The organism is Ensifer sp. GW821-FHT05G01 (assembly GCF_059419585.1).
This window is the reverse complement of record NZ_JBWKSC010000008.1, coordinates 62,033-78,874: the sequence shown is the minus strand read 5'-3', so window position 1 is coordinate 78,874 and position 16,842 is coordinate 62,033. Positions and strand designations below refer to the sequence as shown.

The following is a 16,842-nucleotide window of genomic DNA, read 5'->3' as shown; positions in this document are numbered from 1 at the left end:
AACCTTCATTTCACGTTGACTGTGCTCTTCCCCTTAGAAAGGTCTGGCGAGCACGTGAGCCGATCCATTTGCCGGGAGTGGCTTTACGCAGTTCCGTAACCGTTTTGCAAGCAAAATGGCACTCCAGCCCCCTTCATCTACGCAGAATCCGGTCTTTTGGTGCGATCACTGTCCTGGTGCGGGTAGAGAGACTTGAACTCCCACGCCTTACGGCACCAGAACCTAAATCTGGCGTGTCTACCAATTTCACCATACCCGCGTTCAGACAATCGCACCGACTGAGCGTATTCCCGCAAGACCAACCAACGGAAACACCGCGGATACAAAGGGCATGCTGAGGTTCAGGGCTTTCCCGAGCGCGGCGTCTCTATATCACTCGTTTTGACGGGATCAAAGGGAAAATACGATTACCCACATAGAACGATTTGGTCCCGCCAAGAGCCGCTAGTATAGCGGCTCCTCGTAGACAGGCGTACCTTCAACTGCGATCTGCCTGATCTGCGCTCGCCCGGCATCATTGACGCGTACGTTCACCGAAAGCGCTTCGGCATTGCGCGCCTGCTCCAGCACCCGTCCCTCACCTTCAGGAACATAGAATCGCTCGATACCGTAGGCGACATTGATCGGTGACGGGATTTCGCTCGACGAAGGGTAGTAAGTGAAGGGCTGCGATTGAAGCACGACGCTTTCATCCGCAGGCGCAAGCTCCGTGAAGGATGCTTCTGATGCGCTCCAGAAGCCGTCCGGCTGCTTGGCAAGGCGCACGAAAACCGTCACCTCCTGCGGCGCCTTCGGCAAACCGCCCTTGAAGAGTTCAGGCGGCAGTGAAGAAATGTCATAGCTGAGGATGACATAGTCACCGCGCAGCAGATCTCTCGGATCGACCGGCACTGTCTTGAGCAGGACTTCCTTGCCGTTCCTCAGGATCGATGCCCGGCTTTCGACCATGTAGCCCAGCGCTGCCGTCTGCAGAACGGCCGCGATCAGCGCGGCGACGAGCGGCGGCAGCCAGCGGCGCTTTGCGGAGAGATCATTCATGGCGAAACCTCCTCGCGTCCCGTTCGCATCAATCGGCCCTCGATCCGGATCACCAGCCAGGCGATTACCGCCACCAGCAGGCCGGAAATCAGGAAGAATCCGGAGGTTCCAAGCATCGAGCCGAGCGTCTCGAAAGCGAGATAGAGAAGCTCACCGGCAAAGGCCGCATAACCGAGATAGCGAACTGCTCCGTTCTGCGCGCCGGCGAGCGCTATCCCGAGCAGAGCGACGATCAGCACGCCCGCACCGGCGGCAACTTCCGTGAACAACCCGACCGCTTCAAACTGCAACACAGAGAAACCGATGAGCGCAAGGGCAAAGGAATAGAATGCCGGCGCCGAACCGGCCTCGAGCGCCATGGGACGAAGCGGTGAACCGGGCATGGCTGCCGCGAGGAAGGCCACAATGCCGCCGACAGCCAATGTGCCGGCAAAACCGAGGGACGAATTCTCGATATAGAGCCAGATGAGCCACGCCACCACCAGCAGGTAAGCCAGGTGACGGGCGCGACCGGCGTCCGTCAGGCGCACCAGGATGACCACGAGGATGGCAAGTGCCGGGACAATCCAGGTTTGCCACTCGACGATTTCACCAAGTCCGTTTTCGGACAGCACCGTCAGGAAATAGGCCCAGGCCAGCCCGCCGCACACGGTCGTGACAGCGGCCGAGCGAAAGGCGAGCGCGGTTACGCATGCCCCTGCGATCCAGAGCAGGAGCGCGTCGGCGGCATCCCCGGAGAGATGATACATCTGCCCGACAAGCGCGATGCCGGCGCCGAACGACATTGTGGCCAGCACGAGCGTCGCTGCCGCAAGACCACCATTGCCCCGCCGGATAAACAAGGCACCGGCAAAATGAAAGCCCCAGATCAAGGCGACGATACCAATCAGCCGCGCGAGACGCGGCAGCGCCTCCCAGTTGGCCGCCACCAGCAAAAGGATCGAGGCGGAGAGCAGCAGAGCTGCCAGCACCAAGAGCACACGCCCGGCCCGGAACGCGGATTCGCGACCGTCGTACTCCGCAAGCATCTGTCGTGCGGACGCTTCCGGCAGAAGCCCCATACCGACCCAATGCTTGAAATCCTTTTCGAGACGCCCGCGATACATATTGCCCCACCTCCCGCGACGACTTGCCCCTTGAAGGCCCAAGCCGAGATCAACACCTAATCATGCAATGTCGGAAAAACACAACCATTCGATCACGCGCACCCCAGCTGTCTTCGCCCGAATTTGACGACTTGCGCAATGCGCATATCTTCCATGCGGATATTGCACTGCACAAATCGATTTAAAGACCCTATATTCAAATCATCAGAGGCGAACGAAGGCAAACAGCCAAGCGGACGCCAGCGGCGATGGTCAGCCGCCCCGGGAAGCCGGGAAAGACCCGGACGAAAGTTCGATGGAATTCGGAGCGGCGCACTCCTCCTCCCAGCGCCCCTCCGATACGATTGGCAACACTCCTCCTCCCAGTTGCCAATCACCTTCAATGACGCTCGCTGGACCTCCTCCCCCAGCGGGCGTTATTCGTTTCAGCCCTCCCTTCTCGTTTATCATGGCCGCTCGAAGCATCTGCACAATGTTTGCGCATCTTTTCACCGACTCCGCGTCGAGCCATGCATTGAGCGCATACGTGCCATGAGACATCTGAACTACACAAATTCAGCAGACTAAACTATCTTCAACTCATCGATCGGGGCGGCGCACTCCTCCTCCCAGCGCCCCTCGATTTGGATCGGCAGCACTCCTCCTCCCAGTTGCCGATCAGAACAAAACGACGCTCGCTGGATCTCCTCCCCCAGCGGGCGTTGTTTGATTCAGCCACCTCTCCTCCCTCTATTCTCCAGCAACGTCCACGGCCTCATCGCGGCGGCATCGGAGTGCGACGCCAGTGTAACGATCAAAACGAGACCTGCACAAGCTGCATGGGTGCGATGCAGCATTATCTCTGTAACTTCTGCTCAAAACGATTATATTCCGGGTCATCAGATGACGGCCAGCCGAGAGACAAGCGCTGGCAAACGACCCTAGAAAGGATAGGATCATGAACCTCGCACGTTCTTTCAACAATTGGCGCAAGTACCGTCAGACCTGCAACGAACTCGGCCGCATGAGCGACCGCGAACTGAGCGACCTCGGCATCGGCCGTGGCGACATCGCCTACGTTGCACGTCAGGCCATCAAGTAATTTCCAGGAGCGCTGCTTCGCGCAGCGCGCCGGACGTTACCAACGCCCTCCGGTTCATTCCGGGGGGCGTTTTTCGTTGGCAAATTGCCTAACGAACTCTCTTCGCAACTGCGAAGGCCACCACGAGCCAGGAACGGCTCCGGACCGGCAATCCTTCCGTGATTTGCAGCAAGACGTGCCGGCGACACGCCCCCGATAGCCGCACAAAAAATGATACGATTCCATATCGTTAACGGACCTCTCCCGCTTTTTAATCAATCTTTAAGCGATGGCGCGTTTTCGAGCGGGCGCAATTCCTGCCCAGCAATGTGGCGATGCACTGCACAAATGCATAGCAGATGCATTTTCTTTGCACTCCACCTTCTAATTAGACAAGCGTATAAGAACCTCAACGACGCAGACAGATGGCTGTCGCGACAAACCGATCTTGAGGAAAATGTCATGAACCCGATTCGTATCGCAAAAAGCTGGATCAACTACCGCCGCACCGTCAGCGAGCTCGGCAACCTGTCGAACCACGCTCTCAATGATATCGGCATCACCCGCTACGATATCCGCAACATTGCATCGCGCTCCTTCCGTTAATCGGATCGAACGACCAGACTTCCAAGACGGCGCCTTCGGGCGCCGTTTTCGTTTGTGGCGATAGCAACGACGGTTGGAACGACGAAGCGAGCATGGTAGGAAGCCGGCCATGAGCAAAGACACCTCTTCCCACTCTCCCATTCATGTCATCGGCGGCGGCCTTGCCGGGTCTGAAGCTGCCTGGCAGATCGCCGAGGCCGGCGTCCCGGTCGTGCTGCACGAGATGCGCGGCGTGCGCGGCACCGATGCGCACAAGACGGACGGCCTTGCCGAACTCGTCTGTTCGAACTCGTTCCGGTCCGACGACGCGACCAGCAACGCCGTCGGCGTGCTGCATGCCGAAATGCGCCTTGCCGGCTCGCTGATCATGAAGGCGGCCGATGCCAACCAGGTGCCGGCGGGCGGCGCGCTCGCCGTCGACCGTGACGGCTTCTCCGATGCCGTCACCGCGGCGATCGCCGGCCACCCGCTCATCACCGTGGTGCGCGAAGAAATCCGCGGCTTGCCGCCGAAAGAATGGGACCTGGCGGTGATCGCCACCGGCCCGCTGACTGCCCCTGACCTTGCCGAATCGATCCGCCAGGAAACGGGCGCCGATGCGCTCGCCTTCTTCGATGCCATCGCGCCGATCGTCTATACCGAGACGATCGACATGGACATTTGCTGGTATCAGTCGCGCTACGACAAGGTGGGCCCCGGCGGAACCGGCAAGGACTATATCAACTGCCCCATGAACGAGGAGCAGTACAACGCCTTCATCGACGCGCTCGTGGCCGGCGACAAGACCGGCTTCAAGGAATGGGAAGGTACGCCCTATTTCGACGGCTGCCTGCCGATCGAGGTAATGGCCGAGCGCGGGCGCGAGACGCTGCGCTACGGGCCGATGAAGCCGATGGGCCTCACGAATGCCCACAACCCGACAGTCAAGGCCTACGCTGTCGTCCAGCTGCGCCAGGACAACGCGCTTGGCACGCTCTACAACATGGTCGGTTTCCAGACGAAACTGAAGTATGGCGCACAGGCGGAAGTCTTCCGCATGATCCCGGGCCTCGAGAATGCCGAATTCGCCCGCCTCGGCGGCCTGCACCGCAACACCTATATCAACTCACCCACGTTGCTCGACGGAACGCTGACGCTCAAGTCACGGCCGGGCCTGCGCTTCGCCGGTCAGATCACCGGCTGCGAGGGCTACGTGGAAAGCGCCAGCATCGGCTTGCTGGCCGGTCGGTTCGCCGCAGCGCAACGCAAGGGCGAAGAATTGATCACGCCGCCAGCAACGACCGCCTTTGGCGCACTGCTCAATCATATTACTGGCGGCCACATCGTTTCCGACGACGAACCGGGCAAACGCTCGTTCCAGCCGATGAATGTCAATTTCGGGCTGTTCCCACCGCTCGATCCCGGCGCCATCACCAAGCCCGAGGGCGTGAAGCGTTTCCGCGGCAAGGAAAAGGCTGCAGCAAAGAAGCAGGCGACTGCTGCGCGCGCACTCAGCGACTGTGCCGCCTGGTTGAACGGGTAATCGGCCACCAGGCAATTGGCCTGCAATCCGGACTAACGCCGGTTCGCAGGCCTTTTACTTTCACAGGCTTACACTGATCAGGACCGCCGGCAGCGATGGCTGCGGCCAGGTGTTTGTTACTCGCCCGCCTTCGCTGGCGATGGCACGTCCGCCTCATCGGCGGTGAATTCCGATTTCGGGCTGAAGCTGCCAAGCAGCCACAGCGAGACTTCAGCCGCCTCACTGGCGTTGTGAAACTCGAACGCATTGTCGAGATAGGCGAAATCGGGGAAATGAACGATCAACCCATGGCCGCTTTCGGAACTGTTGACCCGGACCTTGCCCGGCTGAATGACGTGGCAAACATAATGCGTTCCATGTGATTGTATGAAACCGGCCTTGCCGTCATGCAGTCGCAGGAAGATCGCCTTGCGGTCCGCGGTCGAATGAAGGGCACGAATTGCCTCGTCCGGAAAGGCCCGCCCGAACTCGACCATCGCCGAGCCGGCATCCGGGTCATTCCAATCCCGTTCCGCCCGCGCGTTCATCCACATGTAGAACGAGCCGGCAAGAATGACGACGATGATCAAAAGCAGCCAGAGCATCAGACGGGCACCCCTTCAGTGGGCAAGAAGCCGATAAACTGCCTCTATACGGTGTGAGCCTTGCGCCAGTTTGACCATATGCTGCGCCCTCTGATGCCCGCCCCGGTCACTTAGAACCGCCTGCGCCTGCTCGCCCACCACATCCACCATTGCCGCCGCCACTGCGCCGGCCTGATCGGATCGCGCAACACCCCCGCGCCGACGGTCTCGGCACGGTCGAAGATCGGCTCGGCGAGTGCCAGGGGAACAAAGCCGGCGAAATTGCCGGGCGCGATCGTATCGAGCCGGGCACGCGCCTTGGTCAGGTGGTCCCGACCGTAGCCCGCAAACGCCCTGACCGCTCTTCCGATCGCGTCTTGATCCTCCCCGGCGAGCAGCGTTTCCCTGTCGAGGCCGGTTGCCCGCAGGAGCTCGGCCGGTAGGTAGACCTGCCCTCGGCGGCAATGCTGCGGCAGCAGCAGCAGCACCCCCGCCACCGCCTGCGCGACGCCAGCGTGGCCGGCTGCCTCGGCGGACTTCGCTGCATTTTGCGGATCAAGAACAAGGCAGGAAAGCTGGATCAGCGCCGACGCAGTCTCACCGGCGTAACCTTCGAATGCCGCCCGGTCTTCCATCGGATCATCGTAGAGATCGAAGATCCTGGCGTCGATCATGTTCTGAAACACCGAGATGGGAAGTCTATGCTTACGAATGCAGTCGAGCAGCGCACGTGCGAGCGGGTGCCCCTCACCCGTCGCATCTTCGTTTTCCAGCAACTCCCGCCACCATTGCATGCGGATCTCACCCGGGATCGGCTCATGGACCAGCTCACGAATGCGGGCGAGCTCGGCGTTGAACGCGTAGAGCGCAGCGAGTGACGACTGACTCGCTGCAGGCGCCAGCAGGCAGGCGAGGTAGCGGTCACGGTCATTGTCCCTGAGGTCGCTCAGGATCTGGGTATCGATTTCTTGCACGCAAGTCTTCCCTGGCCGAGATCAGACGGCAATCAGCGCGACGGCAACCGCCCGCGCTTCGGCCAGCATCACATTGTAGGTTCTGACGGCGGCCCCTGTGCTCATCGGATCGGAGGAGATGTTCAGCGCACGCAGGGCGGTCTTCAGCTCGGCCGGCAGCGGGCGGATGTCACGGCCGGTGCCGACGAGCAGCACTTCGATATCGCGCGCCTCGTCCAACACGCGCTGGAACTTTTCAACCGACAGCGGATCGCCCTCTGCAACATCCCATGCATAGACGCCCGAAGGCAGCATCAGCACGGAGCCGCGATGCGACATGTCGGCAAAGCGAAAGCCGCCATTGCCATAGGCATCGATCGGGGCACGCCCCGGAAAATGCGCTTCGCGGATTTCGATACCCCTTGGCATTTCAGACTGAACCCTTTGCCGTTTGCGCCGCCCCGGCGCCCGGGCCGGAGACGTTCTCCCCGCCCTGGAAATGGTCCGTCCGCTTGCGGAAGAGGATGAGAATCGGACCAGCGATATAGATCGAAGAGATCGTGCCGACGATGACGCCAAACAAGAGGGTAACGCTGAAAGAGCGGATAAGACCACCACCGAAGAGGTAGAGCGCCGTCAGCGCCAGCACCGTCGTCAGCGCCGTCAGGATCGTGCGTGACAGTGTCTGGTTGATCGAAGCGTCGATCAGCACCGAGAGCGGCATCTTCCTGTAGCGGCCGAGGTTCTCGCGGATGCGGTCATAGATCACGACGGTATCGTTGAGCGAATAGCCGATGATGGTCAGGACAGCGGCGATGCTGCCGAGATTGAACTCGATGCCGGTCACCACAAGGAAACCGATCGTCAGCAGTACGTCGTGCAGGGTCGCGACGATCGCACCCAGCGCGAATCGCCACTCGAAACGCAACCAGACATAGAGCAGGATCGCGACGAAGGAGACGGCAAGACCAGTCGTTCCCGCACGGGTCAATTCGCCCGATACCACCGGACCGACAACCTCGACGCGCTTGAAGGCATATTCGTCAGTGAGTTCCGCCCGGATGACGCCGATCGCCGTCTGCTCGGCGTTGTCGCCGGCCTCCTGCGACGGCACGCGCACCAGGACGCCGTTGCCCGAGCCGAGATGCTGCACCTGCACTTCGCCCAGGTTCAACTCGTCAAGCCGCACGCGCAGGTCGGCAATATCGACGTTGCCGGCCTTGCTTTCGAGCTCGATGATTGAGCCGCCCTTGAAGTCGACACCCAGGTTGAGACCGAGAGTGCCAAGAAGCAGGACGGAAGCAACCGACAGCGCCGCCATGACGATGAAGACCGGGTTGCGGATCGCCATGAAGCGGATGTCGAGATCGCTGAAGCGTCCCGTGCGAATACCCTTCGGCAGATGCTGCGCCTTCCAGCCGCGCAGCCACGCCTTGGCGATCCTGCGTGTGACGGTATAGGCGGTAAACAGCGTGGTGAAACTACCGATTGCCAGCGTGACCGCAAAGCCTCGAACCGGACCGGACCCGAGGTAGAAGAGGATCGCCCCTGCGATCAGCATCGTCAAATTGGCATCGAAAAGACTGCTGAAGGCACGCGCAAAGCCTTTGTTGGCCGATTGAACCAGAGGCTGTCCACCCCGCGCCTCTTCGCGAATACGCTCGTAGATCAACACGTTGGAGTCGACGGCAACGCCGATGGTCAAAATGATTGCGGCAATGCCCGGCAATGTCAGCGTCGCACCGGTTAGTGAAAGGACTGCGATGATCAGGATCAGGTTCACCGCCAGGGCAGCAACGGCGAAGATGCCGAAGACGCCGTAGAAGAAGACCATCGATGCAGCAACGGCAACGGCGGCGACGAAGCCGGCCTTCAGACCGTCGCCGATCGCATCATCGCCGACGCCTGGCCCGACGGTCCTCTCTTCAACGACCGTCAAAGTCGCCGGCAGAGGTCCGGTCCTGACCAGCGCTGCGAGATCGCCGGCGCCCTCCTCCGGCAGATCGGCGGCAATGATTGCCGTATCGCCCTTGACGGCGTTGCCAATCGTTGGTGTCGCGACGACCTGATCGTCGAGAATGATCGCAACCTTCTGGTCGGCGCCCTTTGCCTGAAGGGCGGCGACACGACCGGTGGCCACGGACGTCAGCTTGATGGCAACCGACGCCTCGGCGCTTGTCGCGTCGATCTGCGGTTCGGCGCTGGTGAAATCTTCCCCCGACAGCAGCGGTGTCTTTTCGATGAGATAAGGGATCGGTGGATCGTCGAAGGAATACAGAACTTCGTTGCCGACCGGCGGCTGCGCATCGACGGCCTGCTGCACGGGCACGGTCACGTTCAACATCTGAAAGGAAATGCGGCCGCGCTGGCTGAGCAGGTCCTTCAGGCGTTGTGGATCCGCCAGACCCGGAACCTGAACGATCAACCGGTCATCGCCTCGGCGCTGAAGCAGAGGTTCTGCTACCGCGACTTCGGCGATCCGGCGCCGAACGACATCCATGGCCTGGCCCAACGCCTGCGACATGCGGTAGTCGATGCCTTCGTCGCTCAGGCGAAGGCGGATCAGATCGTCTTCTTCGGCGCTGTCGAAAGCAAGTTCGGTGATTTCGTCGTTGACCAGTCCACCGGTTTCCACCGGAACCATGAGCGGAGCAAGTGCGGCACGCGCTGCCGGCAATTTAGCCCGGTCACGGACCCGCAGCGATATCAACTGCCCCTCGCCCGACAGGCCGATATAGGCGATGTCGGCATCGCGCAGCGCTTTGCCGACATCATTTGTCACCGCTTCAAGCCGTTCGGCGAGGATGTCCTCGCGCGAGGCCTGCAACATGAAGTGAGAGCCACCCTGGAGATCGAGCCCCAACGCCACCTGGCGATGCGGGAGCCACGAAGGCAGCGCATCAGCCTGTTCCTTCGTCAGGAAATTCGGCATCGCAAACGCGATGCCCAAAAGCACTGCCAGCCAAACAAGAGCGCTCTTCAACGGCTTCAGATTGGACATGCCTCAAACGCTCCGCTTCCCGGATGCTCCCGGATATGGCTGGACTGGAATTATTCCTTTACGGGTTCGCCCTTGACGCGAACTTCCGATACGCCGCCGCGAATGACGCGGATCTTGACGCCTTCGGCGATTTCGACTTCCAGTTCGCTGTCGTCGACAACCTTCGTCACCTTGCCGACGATGCCGCCGCCAGTCACGACCTGATCACCGCGACGGATGTTCTTCAGCAGTTCTTCGCGGCGCTTCATCTGAGCGCGCTGCGGACGAATGATGAGGAAATACATGACGACAAAGATCAGCAGGAAAGGCAGAATCGACATAAGAATGTCCGCACCGCCGGTCGACGGGGCGGCGGCTGTCTGCGCAAAAGCTTCGGTAATGAACATCGATCACTCCTTGAGTTCAAAATATGCGGCGGTTCCTCCGCGCCAAATCGGCCGGAATATAAGGGCGCGCAGCCGCAATGCAAAGCGACGGCACCCGTATCCGATCCAGTGCCTCTGACATAAATTCCGCAAGAGGAGAACCCCCCCTCCCACCCGGTGCGGCCTTTTCCAGCGCAAACCTGCGTGCTACCCGGTTAAACCGAAGCCAAGTGACTGATTCAGCAAGCGGAGATGGACCGATGGGTGAAACAAAGATCGACGTTCTCATCAAGGAAATGCAGAAGCTTTCCGCGGCGATCGAGCGCATCGCCGGTCCCGCTGCCGCCGCCAACGATTGGGACGCCGCCGAGTGTTTCGTCTGGGCGCCGGCAACGCACCATCTGCAGCCGGTCAAGAGGCCGAACCGCATCGAGCTGTCGCTCATTACCGGCGTCGACCATGTGCGCGACATCCTGGTCGACAACACGCTGCGCTTTGCCGAAGGTTATCCGGCAAACAACGTGCTTCTGTGGGGCGCGCGCGGCATGGGAAAATCGTCGCTCGTCAAATCCGTCCACGCCCAGGTCGCCCGTGATACGGGCGTTGCAGTCAAGCTGGTGGAAGTTCACCGCGAGGACATCGCCACGCTGCCGGCACTGATGGACATCCTGAAGTCGGCTCCCGTTCCGGTGATCGTCTTCTGCGACGATCTTTCCTTCGACCACGACGACACGTCCTACAAGTCGCTGAAAGCCGTGCTCGACGGCGGCGTCGAAGGGCGGCCGACCAACGTGCTGCTCTACGCAACATCGAACCGACGTCACCTCCTGCCGCGGCACATGATGGAAAACGAACAGTCGACCGCCATCAATCCGTCAGAGGCAGTCGAGGAAAAGGTATCGCTTTCGGATCGTTTCGGCCTGTGGCTCGGCTTCCACAAATGCAGCCAGGAGGACTACCTGGCGATGATCGACGGCTACGCGGGCCATTACGGCATTGCGGTCGACAAAGACGCCTTGCACGCCGATGCGCTGGAGTGGTCAACGACGCGGGGAGCAAGGTCCGGCCGCGTCGCCTGGCAATTCATTCAAGATTTGGCCGGTCGCCTGCGCCACCGGCTGGACGGCTGATAGCAACTCGCGTGCTATCGGCCTACTCGAGGAAGGTCGCCGGGTTCACCGCGCTGGCGTTCTTGCGCACTTCGAAGTGGACCTGCGGCTGGCTTGCACGGCCGGTCATGCCGGAAGCTGCAAGAGTCTGGCCGCGCTGAACTTTCTGGCCGCGCTGGACCTTCAGCTCGGACGCATTGCCGTAGACGGTGACAGTGCCATCATCGTGACGAATGAGGACAGCGTTGCCCAGTTCCTTCAGGCTGCTGCCGGAGTAGATGACCACACCGTTTTCGGCAGCCTTGATCGGAGTGCCCTCGGGCACGGAAATGTTGATGCCGTCGTTGCGATTGCCATCAACATTGGCGCCATAGCCGGCAACAACTGCACCGCGAACCGGCCAGCGATACTTGCTGATGCCCGTCGACTTCGGCGATTCCTCGTCAACGTCGGGATTCTTGCTGGCGACTTCGGATACGCTTTGCTTGGCCACCGGCGGCTGGTACTCAGCGGGCTTGTTCTTGTCGAGCGAGGCGACCTGGCCTTCGGCCTTCTTCGGAACGGAAGCCGTCTTGACCTGGTCCGTGGCAGCGCCTGCGGCACCCGGCACTTTCAAAGTCTGGCCGACGCGGATCGATTCTGCCGTCAAGCCGTTGGCCTGCTTGAGCGCCCCGACTGAAACACCCGTTGCCTTGGCAATGCGGTTGAGCGAGTCGCCCGGCTTGACGGTGTAGGAACCCTCACCACCACCCTCGCCCGTCGAGGAGACCTTGCCTGCTGCCACATTGGTCTTGCCCTCGCTCTTGTCGCGGGACTGCGACTGGCCGGGCAGGATCGCGACGTCGCGCTGGTCAGTCGGCAAGGGCGACGGCTGCCGCTTGCTGCCATCAACGTCGGTGAGCGTGTTGGAGGCGGCAGCCTTCGCGGCACTGCTTGCAACACCGAAGGTCGGGATGACGAGGCGCTGACCAGGCTCGACCTGACCTGCAGTCTTCAAACCGTTGGCCTTCAGGATTTCCTTTTCAGGAACGCCGAACCGCTTGGAGAGAATGGCAACGCTGTCGCCCTGGCGGACCATGACGGAAGGCGCGTTCTGCGTTGTCCAACCGCTCTTGCTCGCCGTTTCGTTGGCGGCGGCCGGCAATGCCTGCCGCGTCGCCGCGGACGCCTGCTCGACCTGGCGGGCGGCCGGGAATGGTTGCGGATCAGCAACGCGGCTCGCGCTTGACGTCGGATCAGCGAGCGTCGAGCGCTGCACATTGATCGGTGTCGAGGCAGCGCGCGCGGTGGACATCGGCGTCGATGACGTATTGACCGGATCGTAGGCGCCGTTTGCCGATGGGTAGGGCTGCCCGAGCGCCGAGTTGCGCGTGTCGGCCGGTGAAACGACCGCCATCTGGCCGTTCGCGACATCGCCGCGCGGCACGGGGGTCGTATTTCTCTGGATTGAGTTGGTGGTCAAGGCGTCCGACCGCGAGAACAAACCGTCGAAACGGCTGGCGTCGGAGCTGCAGCCGGTGGCAACACCTGCCAACAGGACCGCTGCACACAGGCGGATCGTGGACTTTCCAACCTTGGGAGATACAAACTGACGCATGACGCTTACCCACTCCGAACGCAACTCGATGTGGGTTTATTAAAGCGTATTAGAGTTACCGCGCGGTTAAGGTCAGCACCACCAAAGCCCTAGTTTGACAGAATGCTAACCATAGAACGATGCGCGGCGCGCCAACGAGCGCACAGTGAACCTAGATCAGTTCGGAATAAAGGCGCTCGATCTCCGAGACGGCACGCCGCTCGGTTGGCTCGTCCTCATAGCTGATGCTTGTCAGGTCCCAGGCAAAGATCTGTCGTCCCGCCGGTACCGCCGGCACTTCCGACAGCGCGGTCTTGTCTTCCTCGAGAAGCACGCTCACCAGCGTCTGGAAAGTCGTCTCCGCCTCGAGGCCACTTGCCTGCTCGTATTCGAGCGAGCGCAACCCGGCGACAGCCGCCTCACGTGTCCCGAAATAGCGCAGGCTGTTCTGGTCTTCCGAACGCAGGCCATCGTAATACTCGATGAAGCCCTTGTAGTAGTCGCGATGGTCGCCGGTCTCGAGAAACTTTCCAAAGGCCTGGTACTCTCGCAAGGCCAGCTGCGGCGACAAGCGGTTGTTCCATTCGTCGCGCGTCAGCGCGGGCTGCCCATCGGAGGACTTCCTGTTCTGGCTGAGGTAGAGCAGCGCATCGGCGGAAAGCGAAATGCGCGGCGTCGGATCGAAAAAGGTGGCCTGCATGGCCTGCGCAGCACTCTCGTCCTTGCCACCGGCAGCGGATTGTCCAGCCGCACGACCGGCAAGATTGCCCAATCCGTCGCCTGATGTGGCAGCCGTCAGCCTGTTCGCAATCTGCATGTGCCGTCTCCGTCAACCGCACGACCAGATCACCTTTCCGAACCGCATAGAAATTCAGCGACTCGCAAGGCCAGACCTTTCGTGCAGCCGAAGGCGTATGGCGCGAAGCTTGCGCGAAACTGGAGAAATTAGGATTTTGTTAACCAGCGACCGATTGAGCAGGCAAATGTCTGCACCGTGTCGCGCGGCCACGGCGATCGCCACCGGACTGCGCTCTAACGCGCCTGTCTCGTCGACACATCACAATCCATGAACTTGGCATTGTCGCGCTACGCAGCAGGCCAATCCCTCGGCAGAATTGTGATCGGGGTCGGGTTCAGACTGTCGTCGAGACGGGCAGCCCTTGGCCGCATAGATCAACTGGCCGCATCGATCCGCTCAAGCGGCCTGCGGGCCTAGAGGTAAGACGCCAGTTGCGTCACGATCGGAATGTAAGGCGCGTCGAACAGATCCTCGCGGTCGAAACGGCTGCCGGTGCGGCTGACACGAACCACCCGACAATGCGTCTCGCTCATCATGATCGGAACCACCAGTGTTCCTCCGGAAACAAGGTGGTCGGAGAACATGCGCGGCAGACTGTTGAAAGCAGCGGTAATCAGGATGCGGTCGAACGTACCCTCGCCCGGCACCCCCGCGCTGCCATCGGCCTGGCGGACGATGACGTTGCGAACGCCCGATTTTTCCAGGTTCTTCTGGGCGGTGGCGACAAGCGTCTGATAGCGATCGATCGTCAGCACGCGCTCGGCAATGCGCCCCATCACCGCAGCGGTAAAGCCGCTGCCGGTGCCGACTTCCAGAATACGCTGGCCGGACTTGAGATTGAGGCAATGCAGCAGCCGGACGGCGAAGTCATATCCTTCCATGAACGAGCCACAATCGAGCGGGATCGTTCGCTGGGAGTAAGCGTCCGCCTGGAATTGCGGAGGTGTGAAATGGCCGCGTTGCGTCTGCTCGACCGCGTTCAGTAGGCTCTGGTTGCTGATACCCTCACCGCGAAGCCGCAGGACCATCGCAGCAAAGCCTTCCTGTTCCGAAACACGTCCGCTCAATCGACGGCCCCTTCGCTCAAGGCTCGCGCTAAGCGATCCTGCACAGTGTAGTCGGTCAGATCAAGCTTCAGCGGCGTCACCGAGATCCGGTTTTCCCGAAGGGCGTGGATGTCGGTACCGGCGCGGAAATCGCCGAAACGCTCGCCAAAGCGCAGCCAGAAGTAAGGAAACCCACGGCCGTCAGAACGCTCGTCAATCGTCAAGCCGAAATCGAGCTTGCCTTGCGAGGTTACCTCCGTGCCGGCGACAGCGTCGGCAGAGCATTTCGGGAAGTTGAGGTTAAGCAGCGTTCCATCAGGCAGGTCAACCGCCAGTAGAGTTCGGATCAACGCAGGCGCATGGCGCTCGACAACATCCCAGGCAACCGCCTCGCCGACGACGTGGCTGTAGGCCTGGCTGAGCGCCATGGAGCGAATTCCCTGCAGCGTTCCCTCGATCGCACCGGCGACGGTTCCGGAATAGGTCACGTCATCCGCCATGTTCGCGCCGATGTTGACACCCGAGAGCACGAGATCCGGCTTGCGGTCCAAAACCTTGCGCACAGCCATGATGACACAATCCGTCGGCGTGCCCCTCAGCGCAAAACGCTTCTCGGAGATCTGGCGCAGGCGCAAAGGTTCCGACAGCGTCAGCGAATGGGCAAGACCGCTCTGATCCGCTTCGGGCGCCACCACCCAGACATCATCGGAAATTGTCCTCGCAATCCGCTCGAGGACCGCAAGGCCCTCGGCGTGGATGCCGTCGTCGTTTGTCAGCAGGATCCGCATTGCGACTTCTTTCCCGTCAGGCAGCTTTTTCGATACGCGTCTGGCCGCCCATATAGGGAAGCAGGACATCGGGCACCGAAACCGAACCGTCGGCGTTGAGGTAGTTTTCGATAACGGCAATCAGCGCCCGGCCGACCGCGACACCGGACCCGTTCAGCGAATGAACGAACTTCGTGCCCTTGTCTTCCTTGTTGCGGTAACGCGCATTCATGCGCCGCGCCTGGAAATCGCCGCAGACCGAGCAGGACGAAATCTCCCGGTATGTATCCTGGCCCGGAAGCCAGACCTCAAGATCGTAGGTCTTGCGGGCGCCAAAGCCCATGTCGCCGGTGCAAAGCGTCATCACGCGGTAGTGCAGCCCGAGGCGCTTCAACACCTCTTCGGCACAGGCGGTCATGCGCTCATGCTCGGCAACGGATGTCTCCGCATCGGTGATCGACACGAGTTCGACCTTGTTGAACTGGTGCTGGCGCAGCATGCCACGCGTGTCACGGCCCGAAGAACCGGCCTCCGAACGGAAGGACGGCGTCAGCGCCGTGAAGCGCAGCGGCAGTTTTTCGCCGTCGAGAATCTGCTCGCGAACGATATTGGTCAGCGGCACCTCGGCGGTCGGAATCAGCCAGCGGTCATCGGTGGTGCGGAACAGGTCTTCGGCAAATTTCGGCAATTGCCCGGTGCCGTACATCGCATCGTCGCGCACCAGCAACGGAGGCTGAACCTCGGTATAGCCGTGCTCCTGCGTGTGCAGGTCCAGCATGAACTGGCCGAGCGCGCGCTCGAGCCGGGCGAGCTGCCCCTTCAGGATGGTGAAGCGCGATCCGGCAATGCGCGCGGCGCCCTCGAAATCCATCAGGCCGAGCGCCTCGCCGACTTCGAAATGTTCGCGCGGCTGGTGATTCCAGGTGGGCTTGGCGCCGACGACGCGCGTCACGATATTGCCTGCCTCGTCCGAACCGACAGGGACATCGTCGAGCGGAATGTTGGGCAGGCGTGACAGGGCGTCGTTCAGTTCGGCTTCGACCTGGCGGCTCTCTTCCTCGAGGGCCGGCATGGAATTTTTCAGCTCGGCCACTTCGGCCTTCAGCTTTTCCGCAAGCTCACTGTTCTTCTGCGCCATCGCCGCGCCGATATCCTTCGATGCGGCATTGCGGCGCGACTGCATGTCCTGCAGCGACTGAAGGATCGTGCGGCGACGTTCGTCTACGGCGATCAGAGACGCGGACGATGGTTCCGCGCCCCGCTTGGCCAGGGCGGCGTCCAGCACATCGGCATTCTCACGGATCCATTTGATATCAAGCATTGTCGTTCCA

General features: G+C 61.1%; 16 protein-coding genes and 1 tRNA gene. 4 read left to right on the top strand and 13 right to left on the bottom strand.

The window, feature by feature from the left end; all coding sequences use genetic code 11:
* Positions 1-174: 174 nt before the first annotated feature.
* From AC07UR_RS19755 to AC07UR_RS19745, 3 genes are all read right to left on the bottom strand, one after another.
* A tRNA-Leu gene (locus AC07UR_RS19755) sits at positions 175-259 on the bottom strand.
* Positions 260-444: 185 nt separating this feature from the next.
* The gene (locus AC07UR_RS19750) at positions 445-1,038 is read right to left on the bottom strand and encodes a GDYXXLXY domain-containing protein (protein ID WP_173419892.1); all 594 of its coding nucleotides are present in this window, start codon (positions 1,036-1,038) and stop codon (positions 445-447) included.
* Positions 1,035-2,144, bottom strand: coding sequence for a DUF2157 domain-containing protein (locus AC07UR_RS19745; protein ID WP_209792323.1), 1,110 nt, complete (start codon positions 2,142-2,144; stop codon positions 1,035-1,037). Before AC07UR_RS19745 ends, AC07UR_RS19750 begins: the two co-directional genes overlap by 4 nt.
* Positions 2,145-3,081: 937 nt before the next feature.
* Between AC07UR_RS19745 and AC07UR_RS19740 the strand changes: the two genes are divergently transcribed.
* The 3 genes from AC07UR_RS19740 (at position 3,082) to trmFO (ending at position 5,332) form a co-directional block, all read left to right on the top strand.
* On the top strand, positions 3,082-3,225 hold the full coding sequence (locus AC07UR_RS19740) for a DUF1127 domain-containing protein (protein WP_065781538.1): 144 nt from the start codon (positions 3,082-3,084) through the stop codon (positions 3,223-3,225).
* Between the two features lie 441 nt (positions 3,226-3,666).
* Positions 3,667-3,810: a DUF1127 domain-containing protein gene (locus AC07UR_RS19735; protein WP_065781539.1), complete on the top strand. Its 144-nt coding sequence runs from the start codon at positions 3,667-3,669 to the stop codon at positions 3,808-3,810.
* Positions 3,811-3,919: 109 nt separating this feature from the next.
* Positions 3,920-5,332 carry a methylenetetrahydrofolate--tRNA-(uracil(54)-C(5))-methyltransferase (FADH(2)-oxidizing) TrmFO gene (gene trmFO, locus AC07UR_RS19730; RefSeq protein WP_209792322.1) on the top strand — a complete coding sequence of 471 codons (1,413 nt, stop codon included), beginning with the start codon at positions 3,920-3,922 and terminating at the stop codon, positions 5,330-5,332.
* A gap of 116 nt (positions 5,333-5,448) precedes the next feature.
* Here trmFO and AC07UR_RS19725 read toward each other — a convergent pair whose 3' ends face one another.
* From AC07UR_RS19725 to yajC, 5 genes are all read right to left on the bottom strand, one after another.
* Positions 5,449-5,916: a hypothetical protein gene (locus AC07UR_RS19725; RefSeq protein ID WP_173419889.1), complete on the bottom strand. Its 468-nt coding sequence runs from the start codon at positions 5,914-5,916 to the stop codon at positions 5,449-5,451.
* Between the two features lie 110 nt (positions 5,917-6,026).
* The gene (locus AC07UR_RS19720; RefSeq protein WP_173419888.1) at positions 6,027-6,869 is read right to left on the bottom strand and encodes a phytoene/squalene synthase family protein; all 843 of its coding nucleotides are present in this window, start codon (positions 6,867-6,869) and stop codon (positions 6,027-6,029) included.
* 21 nt (positions 6,870-6,890) lie between these two features.
* On the bottom strand, positions 6,891-7,277 hold the full coding sequence (locus AC07UR_RS19715; RefSeq protein ID WP_209792321.1) for an Mth938-like domain-containing protein: 387 nt from the start codon (positions 7,275-7,277) through the stop codon (positions 6,891-6,893).
* 1 nt (position 7,278) lies between these two features.
* Entirely contained in the window at positions 7,279-9,849 is a 2,571-nt protein-coding gene (secDF, locus tag AC07UR_RS19710; RefSeq protein ID WP_494700062.1) for a protein translocase subunit SecDF, read from the bottom strand.
* Between the two features lie 50 nt (positions 9,850-9,899).
* A complete protein-coding gene (gene yajC, locus AC07UR_RS19705; protein WP_173419886.1) occupies positions 9,900-10,235 on the bottom strand; it encodes a preprotein translocase subunit YajC in 336 nt (111 codons plus the stop codon).
* A 239-nt stretch (positions 10,236-10,474) separates the two neighbouring features.
* Here yajC and AC07UR_RS19700 point away from each other — a divergent pair, with 239 nt between their 5' ends.
* Positions 10,475-11,344, top strand: coding sequence for an ATP-binding protein (locus AC07UR_RS19700; protein WP_209792316.1), 870 nt, complete (start codon positions 10,475-10,477; stop codon positions 11,342-11,344).
* A gap of 22 nt (positions 11,345-11,366) precedes the next feature.
* On the opposite strand, the gene AC07UR_RS19695 is transcribed toward AC07UR_RS19700, so the two are convergent.
* From AC07UR_RS19695 to serS, 5 genes are all read right to left on the bottom strand, one after another.
* Positions 11,367-12,920: a LysM peptidoglycan-binding domain-containing M23 family metallopeptidase gene (locus AC07UR_RS19695; RefSeq protein WP_209792314.1), complete on the bottom strand. Its 1,554-nt coding sequence runs from the start codon at positions 12,918-12,920 to the stop codon at positions 11,367-11,369.
* 151 nt (positions 12,921-13,071) lie between these two features.
* Positions 13,072-13,716, bottom strand: coding sequence for a biotin biosynthesis protein BioC (locus AC07UR_RS19690; RefSeq protein ID WP_173419883.1), 645 nt, complete (start codon positions 13,714-13,716; stop codon positions 13,072-13,074).
* Between the two features lie 395 nt (positions 13,717-14,111).
* On the bottom strand, positions 14,112-14,765 hold the full coding sequence (locus tag AC07UR_RS19685; protein WP_077498262.1) for a protein-L-isoaspartate(D-aspartate) O-methyltransferase: 654 nt from the start codon (positions 14,763-14,765) through the stop codon (positions 14,112-14,114).
* Positions 14,762-15,532: a 5'/3'-nucleotidase SurE gene (gene surE / locus AC07UR_RS19680; RefSeq protein WP_209792312.1), complete on the bottom strand. Its 771-nt coding sequence runs from the start codon at positions 15,530-15,532 to the stop codon at positions 14,762-14,764. Before surE ends, AC07UR_RS19685 begins: the two co-directional genes overlap by 4 nt.
* 16 nt (positions 15,533-15,548) lie before the next feature.
* Entirely contained in the window at positions 15,549-16,832 is a 1,284-nt protein-coding gene (serS, locus tag AC07UR_RS19675; RefSeq protein ID WP_209792309.1) for a serine--tRNA ligase, read from the bottom strand.
* Positions 16,833-16,842: the final 10 nt, after the last annotated feature.

Excerpts from the sequence above, each read along its gene's own strand:
- AC07UR_RS19750 (WP_173419892.1), bottom strand. The coding sequence starts at position 1,038 with ATGAATGATCTCTCCGCAAAGCGCCGCTGGCTGCCGCCGCTCGTCGCC.
- AC07UR_RS19745 (WP_209792323.1), bottom strand. The coding sequence starts at position 2,144 with ATGTATCGCGGGCGTCTCGAAAAGGATTTCAAGCATTGGGTCGGTATG.
- AC07UR_RS19740 (WP_065781538.1), top strand. The coding sequence starts at position 3,082 with ATGAACCTCGCACGTTCTTTCAACAATTGGCGCAAGTACCGTCAGACC.
- AC07UR_RS19735 (WP_065781539.1), top strand. The coding sequence starts at position 3,667 with ATGAACCCGATTCGTATCGCAAAAAGCTGGATCAACTACCGCCGCACC.
- trmFO (WP_209792322.1), top strand. The coding sequence starts at position 3,920 with ATGAGCAAAGACACCTCTTCCCACTCTCCCATTCATGTCATCGGCGGC.
- AC07UR_RS19725 (WP_173419889.1), bottom strand. The coding sequence starts at position 5,916 with ATGCTCTGGCTGCTTTTGATCATCGTCGTCATTCTTGCCGGCTCGTTC.
- AC07UR_RS19715 (WP_209792321.1), bottom strand. The coding sequence starts at position 7,277 with ATGCCAAGGGGTATCGAAATCCGCGAAGCGCATTTTCCGGGGCGTGCC.
- secDF (WP_494700062.1), bottom strand. The coding sequence starts at position 9,849 with ATGTCCAATCTGAAGCCGTTGAAGAGCGCTCTTGTTTGGCTGGCAGTG.
- yajC (WP_173419886.1), bottom strand. The coding sequence starts at position 10,235 with ATGTTCATTACCGAAGCTTTTGCGCAGACAGCCGCCGCCCCGTCGACC.
- AC07UR_RS19700 (WP_209792316.1), top strand. The coding sequence starts at position 10,475 with ATGGGTGAAACAAAGATCGACGTTCTCATCAAGGAAATGCAGAAGCTT.
- AC07UR_RS19695 (WP_209792314.1), bottom strand. The coding sequence starts at position 12,920 with ATGCGTCAGTTTGTATCTCCCAAGGTTGGAAAGTCCACGATCCGCCTG.
- AC07UR_RS19690 (WP_173419883.1), bottom strand. The coding sequence starts at position 13,716 with ATGCAGATTGCGAACAGGCTGACGGCTGCCACATCAGGCGACGGATTG.
- surE (WP_209792312.1), bottom strand. The coding sequence starts at position 15,532 with ATGCGGATCCTGCTGACAAACGACGACGGCATCCACGCCGAGGGCCTT.
- serS (WP_209792309.1), bottom strand. The coding sequence starts at position 16,832 with ATGCTTGATATCAAATGGATCCGTGAGAATGCCGATGTGCTGGACGCC.